Annotated in this window: 14 protein-coding genes; 12 read left to right on the forward strand and 2 right to left on the reverse strand. The window is 46.1% G+C overall.

Translation table 11 applies throughout. The annotated features are described in order from the left end of the window. The first annotated feature begins 31 nt into the window (after positions 1-31). From yceD to KU855_RS01585, 11 genes are all read left to right on the forward strand, one after another. Complete coding sequence (gene yceD / locus KU855_RS01535) at positions 32-556, forward strand: 23S rRNA accumulation protein YceD (protein WP_218528580.1); 525 nt, start codon at positions 32-34, stop codon at positions 554-556. Positions 557-573: 17 nt separating this feature from the next. Continuing rightward, entirely contained in the window at positions 574-744 is a 171-nt protein-coding gene (rpmF, locus tag KU855_RS01540) for a 50S ribosomal protein L32 (protein ID WP_011496728.1), read from the forward strand. A gap of 14 nt (positions 745-758) precedes the next feature. After that, positions 759-1,787: a phosphate acyltransferase PlsX gene (gene plsX, locus KU855_RS01545; RefSeq protein WP_218528581.1), complete on the forward strand. Its 1,029-nt coding sequence runs from the start codon at positions 759-761 to the stop codon at positions 1,785-1,787. A gap of 9 nt (positions 1,788-1,796) precedes the next feature. Further along, positions 1,797-2,756 (forward strand): beta-ketoacyl-ACP synthase III, encoded by a 960-nt coding sequence (locus tag KU855_RS01550; RefSeq protein WP_218528582.1) that lies wholly within the window; start codon positions 1,797-1,799, stop codon positions 2,754-2,756. A 43-nt stretch (positions 2,757-2,799) separates the two neighbouring features. Next, positions 2,800-3,726, forward strand: coding sequence for an ACP S-malonyltransferase (fabD, locus tag KU855_RS01555; protein WP_218528583.1), 927 nt, complete (start codon positions 2,800-2,802; stop codon positions 3,724-3,726). 10 nt (positions 3,727-3,736) lie between these two features. Further along, on the forward strand, positions 3,737-4,483 hold the full coding sequence (gene fabG, locus KU855_RS01560) for a 3-oxoacyl-ACP reductase FabG (RefSeq protein WP_218528584.1): 747 nt from the start codon (positions 3,737-3,739) through the stop codon (positions 4,481-4,483). A 164-nt stretch (positions 4,484-4,647) separates the two neighbouring features. After that, positions 4,648-4,881: an acyl carrier protein gene (gene acpP / locus KU855_RS01565; protein ID WP_006081231.1), complete on the forward strand. Its 234-nt coding sequence runs from the start codon at positions 4,648-4,650 to the stop codon at positions 4,879-4,881. 139 nt (positions 4,882-5,020) lie between these two features. Beyond that, complete coding sequence (gene fabF, locus KU855_RS01570; RefSeq protein WP_218528585.1) at positions 5,021-6,259, forward strand: beta-ketoacyl-ACP synthase II; 1,239 nt, start codon at positions 5,021-5,023, stop codon at positions 6,257-6,259. Between the two features lie 137 nt (positions 6,260-6,396). Beyond that, the gene (locus KU855_RS01575; protein WP_218528586.1) at positions 6,397-6,768 is read left to right on the forward strand and encodes a hypothetical protein; all 372 of its coding nucleotides are present in this window, start codon (positions 6,397-6,399) and stop codon (positions 6,766-6,768) included. A gap of 140 nt (positions 6,769-6,908) precedes the next feature. Beyond that, complete coding sequence (locus KU855_RS01580; RefSeq protein ID WP_218528587.1) at positions 6,909-7,385, forward strand: acyl-CoA thioesterase; 477 nt, start codon at positions 6,909-6,911, stop codon at positions 7,383-7,385. 86 nt (positions 7,386-7,471) lie between these two features. Next, positions 7,472-8,338, forward strand: coding sequence for an NAD(P)-dependent oxidoreductase (locus KU855_RS01585; protein ID WP_218528588.1), 867 nt, complete (start codon positions 7,472-7,474; stop codon positions 8,336-8,338). Between the two features lie 52 nt (positions 8,339-8,390). Here the strand turns inward: KU855_RS01585 and cdd are convergent, their stop codons facing one another. Both cdd and sbcB read right to left on the reverse strand, forming a co-directional pair. Beyond that, entirely contained in the window at positions 8,391-9,281 is an 891-nt protein-coding gene (cdd, locus tag KU855_RS01590) for a cytidine deaminase (protein ID WP_218528589.1), read from the reverse strand. 12 nt (positions 9,282-9,293) lie between these two features. After that, a complete protein-coding gene (gene sbcB, locus KU855_RS01595; protein WP_218528590.1) occupies positions 9,294-10,700 on the reverse strand; it encodes an exodeoxyribonuclease I in 1,407 nt (468 codons plus the stop codon). 716 nt (positions 10,701-11,416) lie between these two features. Between sbcB and rlmA the strand changes: the two genes are divergently transcribed. Next, positions 11,417-12,250: a 23S rRNA (guanine(745)-N(1))-methyltransferase gene (rlmA, locus tag KU855_RS01600; protein ID WP_218528591.1), complete on the forward strand. Its 834-nt coding sequence runs from the start codon at positions 11,417-11,419 to the stop codon at positions 12,248-12,250. The last annotated feature ends 264 nt before the right edge of the window (positions 12,251-12,514 follow it).

A 12,514-nucleotide genomic window follows, 5' to 3' on the forward strand; every position in this document is an offset into this window, starting at 1 on the left:
CAGCATCACCAAACTATAATATGCGCGCCTTATGCAAACAGTAAAGATACCGGTTTCAATTGATCCAACACGAGCAGCCACGAGTGGCCTGAGTTATCATGGCTATATTCCTGGTAAGCAACTGAAGCGATTAAGCGAATTATGTGCCGGCGACTGTTCCGATGTGATAGTGTCTTTGGAATGTGGCGTAGATTTACAGGGGATAGTCTACCTGAAAGGGAAGGCTGTGACGGAGCTCACTCTGCAATGTCAACGCTGCATGGCACTCATGACCACTGAGGTTACGGTCGACTTTTGTTTTAGTCCTTGTCGGACTGAGGCGGAAATCGATGAGCTCCCGGATGCGTATGACCCTATTGAGTGCAATGAAATTGGCGAGATACGTCTGCATCAATTGATCGAAGATGAATTGATAATCGCTATCCCAATTATCCCAATGCATCAGCAAGCTGATTGTAGTTTGGGAAGTAAGGATATCGTTGTAGGCGAGATTGAACCCGCTCAACAGGAGCGTCCAAATCCGTTTGCAGTGTTAGAAAAACTGAAGAGCAAGTAATCTAGGAGACAGGGCCAATGGCTGTACAACAGAATAAAAAATCACGTTCTAAGCGCGGTATGCGCCGTTCACACGATGCACTGAGCACTGCTCAGTTGTCTGTAGACGCTACCAGTGGTGAACTGCACTTACGTCACAACGTAACTGCTGATGGTTTTTACCGTGGTAAAAAGGTAATCAACAAGTAATTGTTGGTTAGCTTATGAATAATCTGACGCTTGCGTTAGATGTGATGGGGGGCGATTATGGCCCCCCAGTCACAGTGCCTGCAGCCTTGCAGGCACTGACATCTCACTCACACCTACACCTTATCTTGGTCGGTGATCAACACACGATATCTCCTTTACTTCATGATTGTCATGAAGATATTCGACGACGTATAGACATCATTCATACCACTGACGTGGTTGCCATGAATGAACGCCCCGTGCATGCCTTACGAAAAAATAAACACTCATCAATGCGCTTAGCATTAGAGCAAGTGAAAAGTGGTCGAGCCGACGCCTGTTTAAGTGCAGGGAATACCGGCGCATTAATGACCATGGCCAAAGTGTTACTAAAAATGCTGCCAGGTATTGATCGACCAGCATTAGTGACCTCATTGCCCTCAGCCATTGGTAAACCAGTGTATTTACTCGATTTAGGCGCCAATGTCTCTTGCGATTCTGAAACCCTATTTCAGTTTGCCGTGATGGGTTCGGTGCTTTATGAATTGGTCGAAAAGCGCGCGCGGCCCAATGTGGCCTTATTAAATGTCGGCATTGAAGAGATAAAAGGTAACGATCAAGTTCAGCAAGCAGCGCAACTGCTGCAATTTACGCCTCAAATTAACTACAGCGGATTTATTGAAGGTGATGACATTTACACTGGATGTGTGGATGTGATCGTCTGTGATGGTTTTGTGGGAAATATAACCCTCAAAACATCAGAAGGGATTGCCAAACTACTGGTACATCAACTCAGAAAGGGACTGACAGAAGGGATTGTCGTAAGATTTTTGGCCAAGCTGATAGCACCTCGCATACAAAAGGTGCTGAATCAGATGAACCCCGACCACTATAACGGCGCGAGTCTGTTAGGATTGCGCGGTATCGTAGTCAAAAGTCATGGTAATGCCGATCAAGCGGCCTTTTTGCAAGCGATAAACCTTGCAATGACCGAGGCACAACGTCGACTCCCTGAAATGATCCATGATCGTTTAGAGTCGATCCTTTTAGACATAAACAGCTGATTTCTCCTTATGTATACAAAAATTCTTGGTACCGGTAGCTATCTTCCGGCACAGGTTCGTAGTAATCAAGACCTGGAAAAAATGGTAGATACTAACGATCAATGGATCGTAGAACGCACGGGCATATCTGAACGACGCATCGCCGCTGATAATGAATCAGTGTCCACCATGGGTTATCAGGCAGCGCTAAAGGCCTTAGAGATGGCGGGTGTGGCTGCCAGTGAATTGGATATGATCATTGTCGGTACCACCAGTGCCAATAATGCGTTTCCTGCAGCGGCTTGTGAAATTCAAGCCATGCTTGGTATTCATACCATTCCGGCATTTGATGTTGCCGCGGCCTGCTCGGGCTTCGTGTATGCATTATCAGTAGCCGATAAGTTTGTAAAAACGGGTTCAGCGGGCAAAGTGTTGGTCATTGGCGCCGATGTCTTGTCTCGCTTCTGCCAACCTGAAGATCGTAGTACGGTCATTATCTTTGGTGATGGTGCCGGTGCTGCGGTTGTTGGCGCTAGCCAAGAGCCAGGTATCATTAATACTCATATTTATGCCGATGGGCGTTACGGGGATTTACTCAAATGTCCAATGCCATCTCGTGGCTTAGATGCTGATGATGTCAATAAATTTATTACCATGAAAGGTAATGATGTCTTCAAAGTGGCGGTCACCCAACTCTCCCACGTTGTCACTGAAACCTTACGATTGAACAATATCGATAAGAGTGAAATTGATTGGTTGGTGCCTCATCAAGCCAATTACCGCATTATTTCTGCGACGGCAAAAAAATTAAGCATGAGCATGGATAAAGTGGTAGTGACCTTAGGTAAGCATGGCAATACTTCGGCGGCGTCAGTGCCCATCGCGTTAGATGAAGCCGTACGTGATGGCCGCATTCAGCGCGGGCAATTATTGCTGCTTGAAGCCTTTGGTGCCGGATTTGCTTGGGGCAGTGCGCTGGTGCGTTTCTAATCGATTTAACCGTTTCAAATAACATCATTTAGGAAGAAAGATCATGGAAAATTTTGCTTTCATCTTTCCTGGCCAAGGCTCGCAAACCGTGGGTATGCTAGCAGAATTGGCTGCTGAGCATCCGTTGGTTGAGCAAACTTTCGCCGAAGCCAGTCAAGCACTTGGCTATGATTTATGGGCCTTGGTACAACAAGGACCTGCAGAATCTTTAAATCAAACAGATAAAACTCAACCTGCATTATTAACTGCTAGCGTTGCTATTTGGCGAGTATATGTTGCCAGTGGCAAACCTATGCCTTCTTTGTTGGCGGGTCATTCGTTAGGTGAGTATTCAGCCCTGGTTTGTGCGGGCGTATTAGCATTTACAGACGCGGTTAAATTAGTCGAATTACGTGGCCAGCTCATGCAGCAAGCTGTTCCTGCGGGTACCGGTGCTATGTATGCCATCATAGGGCTAGATAACGACAGTATCGCTCAGGCGTGTGACACGGCCGCGCAAGGTGATGTTGTTAGTCCCGTGAACTATAACAGCCCAGGTCAAGTGGTCATTGCTGGCGAAAAAGCCGCCGTTGAGCGAGCTGCTGCAGAATGTAAAGCCGCTGGTGCTAAAATGACGGTTGCCTTGCCGGTGAGCGTTCCGTCTCATTGTGCGCTGATGAAAGGTGCTGCTGAACAATTAGCTGCCGCCTTACAGACGGTTGAATTTTCAACACCGGTCATCGATGTAATCAATAACGTTGATGTTGCCATTGCCACTGATAGCGCGCAAATACGTGATGCGTTAGTCCGTCAATTATATTGCCCAGTGCGTTGGACTGAAACGGTGGAATTGATGGCAGCAAAAGGGATTAACCAACTCTTTGAATGTGGTCCCGGTAAAGTGTTAACCGGCTTGACCAAGCGGATTGACCGCAGCGTTAAAGCGTCGGCAATCAATGATGTTGACTCGATAAATGGATTAATTTTATAAGGAGAAGGGCATGAGCATCGCATTAGATTTAAGCGGTAAAATCGCCTTGGTGACGGGCGCTAGTCGTGGTATTGGTAAAGCCATTGCCCAAACGCTAGTGAGCGCAGGTGCCACTGTGGTAGGCACTGCCACCAGTGATAATGGCGCCGCCTCCATCAGTGAATATTTAGGCGACAAGGGCGTTGGATTAGTACTCAACGTCACCGATCCTGCGTCTGTCGAGCAAGTATATGCTGATATTAAAGCCAAGTTTGGTGAGGTTGACATTTTAGTCAATAATGCCGGTATCACGCGTGATAACTTGTTTATGCGCATGAAAGACGATGAATGGCAAGACATCATCGATACTAACTTAACCTCATTATTTCGTTTATCTAAGCCATTGATGCGCCCTATGATGAAAAAACGTCATGGTCGAATCATCAATATTGGCTCGGTTGTTGGTACCATGGGTAATGCCGGTCAAGTGAATTATGCGGCTGCCAAGGCCGGTTTAATTGGCTTTACTAAGTCATTGGCTCGCGAAGTCGCTTCTCGCAACATCACGGTGAATGCGATCGCTCCTGGGTTTATTCAAACGGATATGACCGATGAGTTGACGCCAGAACAGCAACAAGTAATTATGTCTCAGGTGCCGATGGCACGATTAGGCCAAGCACAAGAAATTGCCAACGCAGTAGTCTTTTTAGCTTCAGATTCTGCGGCATACATCACAGGAGAGACGTTGCATGTCAACGGCGGGATGTATATGGTTTAATACTAGTAAAACAGGGATTTTGTCGCAATTGAGTAGCTTACTTTCAACAATTTAAGTGGGGTTACGTGGTTAGACCACAAAATCGGGGCTTGCATTGTTTGTCAGATCTAATAAACTACTCGCAATCTTACGCAAGTGCGTAATTTGAATAGGAAAGAAAACTAATGAGCAACATCGAAGAACGTGTAAAGAAAATCATCGTAGAGCAACTGGGCGTTAAAGAAGAAGACGTTAAACCAGCGGCCTCTTTCGTCGACGACTTGGGTGCCGATTCTCTGGACACTGTTGAGTTGGTTATGGCTCTGGAAGAAGAGTTTGACACTGAGATCCCTGATGAAGAAGCTGAAAAGATCACTACTGTTCAAGCAGCGATCGATTACGTTTCAAAGAATCAGTAATACTGAATTCCTGAAAACAGGCGGCTCTGGCCGCCTGTTTTTGTTTCCGCGCTTTACATCAGTGCAGAAAGAGAGTGTTATTAGTGTCATTATGTTGATTGATGTGACTAGGTCATGTCAGGTAAAAAAGGTAAATAGCGTGTCAAAACGTCGTGTAGTGGTAACTGGCCTGGGTCTGGTGACCCCTGTCGGCAATACTGTTGACAGCACTTGGAAAGCGTTGCTGGATGGTAAAAGTGGTATTGCCCCGATAACCAAGTTTGATGCCAGCGAGTTTACAACTCGGTTCAGTGGCTCAGTCAAAGATTTTGATTGTGAGCAATATCTTTCCAAGAAAGATGCTCGCAAAATGGATTTATTTATTCAGTACGGCATTGCCGCCGGTGTTCAAGCGATTAATGATGCCGGTTTAGATATGAATAATGAAGATCCGCAGCGTGTTGGTACCGCCATCGGTGCTGGTATGGGCGGAATGTGGTTGATTGAACAAAATCATAGTGCCTTGCTCAATGGTGGCCCACGCAAAATTTCTCCTTTCTTTATTCCGAGCACCATTATTAATATGGTTGCGGGTCATTTATCGATTATGTACGGCATGCAAGGTCCTAACTTTGCGGTCACCACCGCCTGTACCACAGGTGTACATAATATAGGCTTTGCTGCTCGCACGATTGCCTATGGCGATGCGGATGTCATGGTTGCCGGTGGTGCTGAAGACGTCACCAGTCCATTAGGTGTTGGCGGATTTGGTGCAGCGAAAGCCTTGTCGACTCGCAATGATTCCCCAGAGCAAGCCAGTCGACCATGGGATAAAGATCGCGACGGTTTTGTGATTGGTGATGGTGCCGGTGTCATGGTGCTTGAAGAATACGAGCGTGCTAAAGCCCGTGGCGCGACCATATACGCTGAGCTAGTTGGCTTTGGCATGAGTGGCGATGCCTTCCATATGACATCACCTCCAAGCGATGGCCGCGGTGCGGCATTAGCCATGGTTAATGCGATTAAAGACAGCGGAATTAATGCTGAGCAAGTGGGCTACATTAACGCCCATGGCACATCAACCCCAGCGGGTGATAAGGCCGAAGCGGCTGCGGTCAAATCAGTGTTTGGCGATCACGCCTATAAAGTGATGGTCAGCTCGACTAAGTCAATGACAGGTCATTTGCTTGGCGCTGCCGGTGCCGTAGAAACTATTTTCTCTGTGCTCGCATTAAAAGATCAAGCCGTGCCACCTACGATTAATTTGGATAATCCCGATGAGGGATGTGATTTAGACTTTGTGGCGCATCACGCCCGTCAGGCTAAGTTTGATTATGCCTTATGTAATTCTTTTGGCTTTGGCGGCACCAATGGTTCGCTATTGCTAAAGAAGGTGTAACCGTATTGTTCGATTAAAGGCGCCAATTGGCGCCTTTTTTATGCGTAAAATAAATCCCAGATTAACTTTTCACCATTGACTATTCCCCTTGAGCATAAATCGTAATAATGTTCCTTTTTATGAAAGGATAGCGTTTGATGTTAAATCTTAGCGTCGTACCAGGTGTCTTTATTATGGGAGCAATAGCCGCTAATTTGACCGAATTTGCCCGGGGAGAAACCGGCGCACGATTGCCACAATTTTCATTAGGTGTCACCACATTAACCTTAGCCGTGCTGAGTTACACCATCGTATGGTTTGCGCTATTAGTGTGTGGCATATATTCATCAGATGGTGAGGGGTTTTTCGCAGGCATGGAATTATTGGGGGTGTTTCTCGCCGGCATTTGCCTGTATGCGCTTTTGCCCGTATCGCGACTCATAACCGCGGCCACTCAACGTTGGATATATCGTCTGGCCTTACCCATCATTCTATTAAGTACTTACTTGGTGGTATCTATTGCGGGGTAAGGTGTTAGCCATGTTTTGCTTGGGACCACTTGGATATCGGGCTTAAGCTTACTCGTTAATCTTATGCGATCATCAATGTGATTGAGATATATTAGAATAATTGGATTACAATTATATAAATCTTTCTATCAGAGTCTGTTATGGAACAACAACGCACTATTACCCTACGTTTTTTAGCTGAGCCTAGCGATGTTAATTTTGGTGGCAAAGTTCATGGTGGCGCGGTCATGAAATGGATTGACTTAGCGGCATACGCCTGTGCGGCAGGTTGGAGTGGTCAGTATTGCATTACTGCTTACGCCGGCGGTATCCGTTTTGTCAAACCGGTGCAAGTTGGTAGCTTAGTAGAAGTGACGGCTAAGGTCATTTATACCGGCAATACCTCCATGCACATCGCTTTAGACGTAAAAGCCAGTGATCCTAAGACTCGAGACTTTACCTTAACGACTCATTGTGTGGTGATTATGGTGGCGGTCGATGACCAAGGCAAACCGGCTACTGTGCCAGAATGGGTACCCCAAACAGACGCAGATATTGAGCTGCGCAATTCTGCTATTCGTTTGATGGAAATGCGCAAGAAAATTGGGGCGGAAATGGAAGCTCATATCAAGTTGTAAATCCGAGGTGGTCAAGGCGCTAATTATGCTGCCGAAGTGTTCTTGGTTTGTTAGACTGGCAAAAAACAAATGGGAGACATTAGGTTATGGCGAAAGTTGCCTTTATTGGATTAGGTGTGATGGGCTATCCCATGGCGGGCCATTTAGCTAAGGCTGGTCATCAAGTTCAAGTGTACAACCGGACTGAAACTAAAGCTCGTGCTTGGAGCCAAGAGTTCAAAGGTCAGTGGTGCGCCACCGCGGCTGAGGCCGCTGCGGGTTGTGAATATGTGTTTGTTTGCGTCGGCAATGATGATGACCTTCGCCAAGTGGTACTTGGTGAGCAAGGAGTCGCTGAAGGTATGAGCCCTGACAGCATACTGGTCGATCACACGACAACCTCAGCGGATGTGGCTCGTGAATTATCGCGTATTCTCCATTCACGCCAAATAGCCTTTGTTGATGCGCCTGTGTCCGGTGGCCAAGCAGGGGCTGTCAATGGTGTGTTAACTGTCATGATGGGCGGCAAGGAAGATGTGATAGCCAAAGTGACACCCTTGATGACGGCTTATGCCCGCTGTAGTCAACGCATGGGCGATGTTGGCTCTGGGCAGTTGACTAAAATGGTCAATCAAATATGCATTGCTGGCGTGGTTCAGGGGTTAGCCGAGGGCTTACACTTCGCCCGTCAGGCCGGCCTTGATGGCGAGGCGGTGGTTGAGGTCATTCGCCATGGTGCGGCGCAAAGTTGGCAAATGGAAAATCGCTATCAAACCATGTGGCAGGGACAATATGATTTTGGATTTGCGATTGATTGGATGCGTAAAGATTTAGGGATTGCGCTAGACGAAGCTCGCCGCAATGGCTCGACGTTAGCATTGACGGCGTTAGTGGATCAATTTTATGGTGATGTTCAAGCCATGGGTGGACATCGCTGGGACACTTCAAGCTTGCTGGCGAGATTAGATAAATAATAACGCCAATTAAGTGACTTAATTGGCGTTTTCAGCTTGAGTGTCTGCCTGATTAGCTGGGGCTGACGCTCAAGTATTCAAGTTCGATATCGGCAACCGAGGCTAAGGCACAACGGCTCATCGCAAATAATGAAATTTGCCCAGCATTTGATTCCACTAATACTGCTCTAATCATGTCTTGATAATCCAGTCGATGAATATTCATCAATGATAACGCCATCTGCATCGGCATTAAGCTGGGGTTAAAGGCGGCATTTTCAGCGTAACGACCGACCACAAATTCCCCTGTACGCATTTCAATGACAACGGCTGCATGACACGCAGAGTAGGGGGCATAACTGCGTCCTGCTTGTATTAAGGCGTGTTGGTATAGTGGCTCATTGGTGGTGTAAGCCAATGCGGCGCCTGAATTTTGTAGCAATGGGGCATTGATACCTAAATCTGAAGGTCCAAAAGCATAGGGTAAATAATGACTCAAGGGGGCAACATCTTGGGCAGGCAGATGAATGTTGATCGATTGGCCTTGATATAATTCATTGATAAATTGGCGGCAATGACCACAAGGACTGGCATTGACTATGATGTCACTGATGGCGGTTTCGCCTTTGATCCAAGCATGACTAATCGCACTTTGCTCAGCATGGACTGAATGACCCAAAGCTTGCTGAGGGAGTTCTAAGTTAGCCCCCATGTACAAACGACCACTGGCTCCGATGGCTAATGCGCCAACTCGGAACTGACTTATCGGTGGATTGGCTAGGGTTGCCGCCAGCGTTAACAGCGCGACGTACAACTCTTGTCGTGTCAGGCGACTGTTAAGTGCGAACTCGGCTAATTGCGAGGCAGAAAAGGTACCATCAAATTGCGCGGTTAATAACGGCCTGACTGAGTCGGCAAGGGCGCTAGACATGGTATCCAATGCAGGTGTAAAACGTGTTGGCATGAATAATATTCCTTATAAGGACTGCAAATATTTAACGAGTGCCTGTAATAACTTTTGTTTCTCTGGATTTGCTTCGGTTTGCTCTAATAGATTCTCAATCCGCAAGACATAATCGGGATCTTCCATGCGCTGTTGGCAAAAAGTGCGCCAGCGCAAACTTTCGTCATAACTTAATGTGGTGGGATAGTTGCGAGCCCGATATCGGAATAACATTTCAGGTAAGCGTGGGTCATCAAACTGTAACGACAGTCCCGCCAGTTGCTCTGGCGCGGTATGACGGATAATTTCCATTTTCGCTTTATCAGCATGACTAAAGAATCCGCCGCTATACAGCATGAGATCAGGATCTTTATGACTGTTTTCCATGGGGGTATCAAATACCGCCGCTAACTTTTCACGCAATTCGCTGTGTTGACGTAGGCGCTTATACTGTTCTCTAGCAAAGTCTTTATCAAAACCTAAACGAGCGGCATTGTCATCGGTGAGACTTTTGGCCGGTGCAATAAAGGGGCTTTTATTGAGGTGGATTTGTTTTATACCTACCGGCAACTCATCGTCGGCAAGATCCGCTCTAGCCGTGTATAAACGTTGTCTCAGTTGCTCAACATCTAACTCAAGCAACGGCGAGATATCCATGGCTAAATTGACACAAATAACAGAATTTTTGTTGTCGGGATGATAAGCCACGGGGGCTATGAGTGTCAGACACCCTTGGCTGGCCGCAATTTTACTACTGATATGCACCAAGGGTTGCATGTTGAGGACATCTACCATGCTAGCGACTTGCTGCTTGCGCCGCAGTGAGAAGTAGTAATCGAATAGCTTAGGTTGTAATTGCTTGATAAGTTTAGCAAGACCAATCGTTGCATAGACATCAGACAAGGCATCATGGGCTTTTTCATGGCTTAAGCCATTGGCACTGCTTAAATGTTCGAGTTTAAAGCTTGGGCTGCCATCTTCTTTCTGCGGGAAATTAATGCCTTCGGGTCTCAAGGCATAGCAGGCACGCACGAGATCAATAATGTCCCACCGGGAATTTCCTTGTTGCCATTCACGGGCATAAGGATCGATAAAATTCCGGTAGAATCCATAACGGGTGACTTCATCATCAAAGCGTAACGAGTTATAACCCACGACACAGGTGTTTGCTTGACTAAACTCTGCCTGGATGCGCCCCATAAATTCTGTTTCAGGCATGCCTTTCATGTTAGCTAATTGCGGAGTGATCCCCGTGATCAATATGGCTTCAGGCTCTGGTAGGTAGTCAGTCGCAAGCGCACAATAAAAGGTCACGGGTTGACCTATGATATTGAACTCATGATCGGTTCTAATGCCAGCAAATTGCGCTGGTCTGTCTTTAGCGGGCACGGCGCCAAACGTTTCATAGTCGTGCCAAAAGAAGGTGGGTTGTTCACTCATGTTTAATATTGTCCGATGTGTAGACTAAATTTTTTCATTTCAGCAGCTTAGTCTTATTTGATGTTCAGTGTTGTTTAGTGAAGTATTTTGTTAATTGCTGTTGCGTACATAATTTTCGTCCAGCGCTTTAAGCGGCAGCGTACATAAAAATAAAATAAAGAATGAACTGACAAATAAACAACTAAACAAACTGCTCGGTAACTAGCATGATAAGGCTTTCTTGATAGCAGATCGAGAATCTTTCTGTGTCTATGTACATAAGAAGGGGACGCTAGGTTGGTAATATCGATTTTGAAGAGGGAGTGTGGCGAATACCTGAGCCTAAAGGTTTGAGAGTGCGGTAGACAAGGGGCGCACATCAAGATAATAAAGAGGGTACAAAGCCTGAAAACATCCGGTCCCTAACAAAGTGCAGGAAATATTACTGAATTTAGGTTTACTAGTGCAGACCAGAACATGATGTTCTGGTTTAATCCCATCGGACACTTAATTTTGAGACAGTATGGTCAATAAATTAAGAGGTCTATGAGTGACTAGCCTAGTGAATTTGTCGATACTGGCGCTTAGATTTTCGTCATTAAGAAGGGAACATTCAACATCTGCTGTGGTATTGATGCAAATCTTTGCTTGGAGCAGTAAACTAGCGCGCTCAAACATGAGTTTTCATCGTTTTACCGCGTAAAGCCGTTTTAGATCCCGCTGGGATAAGGTGTGTCATGAGTTATCGTTGTCCCATTTGTACCGAAAAGTTAACTATCCAACAGCAACACGATGCGCCAAGGTCTTGGTCATGCTGCTTGGGTCATAGCTTCGATATTGCCAAAGAAGGCTATGTCAATTTATTGCCAGTGAATAAAAAGAAGTCCAAAGATCCCGGTGATAATAAAGAGATGATGTTTGCTCGGCGTGAATTCCTTAATGCGGGGTATTATCAATGCTTAAGTGATCGGGTTAATCAAGTCATGATTGCCCATCTCCATGACGATGCCGAAAGTTTACTCGATATTGGCTGTGGTGAAGGTTATTACACCGGACGTTTAGCTCACGCTCTAGCTAGCGCCGGCTTTAACATCGAGCTTGCCGGTTTGGATATTTCTCGTAGTGCATTACGCTATGCCGCTAAAAGATACTCAGCAATACATTTTGCGGTTGCCAGCAGTTATGACATGCCTTATGAAACGGCGAGTATGGATGCCATGTTACGTATCTATGCACCATCACAATTGAGTGAGCTGCAACGAGTACTCAAACCTGATGGCCTGCTATTGACGGTATCGCCCGGTGAACATCATCATTTTGCCATTAAAAAAATGATTTATGCCAACCCCAGACTCCACTGTGAGACTGTGCCTGAGTTGGCGGGATTTACTTTACTTCATAGCGAACGAGTACAAACCCATTTACAACTCGAACGAGCCGATATGATTGCTCATTTCCTGCAGATGACACCTTATGCGTGGAAGCTAAGTGATGAGCAAAAACAGCAAATGGAACAGTCAGGATTAAGCTGCGAATTAGACTTTCAACTGGCCTTATATCGTCGCGATTAACGCGGCGCTTGTTAGTGATTTGTAGCGACTTTTTCGGCTAATAAGGCGCAGTTGCCGCCTGAAAATGCAGCGAACAGGTGGCTTGATTAATTTATGTTGGAAAAATGCAACAACTATTTCCATAGGAACTGATATCTTTTGTTGACATCTCCCTCCAATGGTTTATAGTCATTCTAGCTAGAAAGTTAGGCTTATATTTATGTATGCAATGCGACCCAATTTGTCCTGTTAACATAAGTAAAACCGGCATTTTCAGCTCTACCG

The sequence above is a fragment of the Shewanella sp. NIFS-20-20 genome (genome assembly GCF_019209865.1).
Lineage (GTDB): Bacteria > Pseudomonadota > Gammaproteobacteria > Enterobacterales > Shewanellaceae > Shewanella.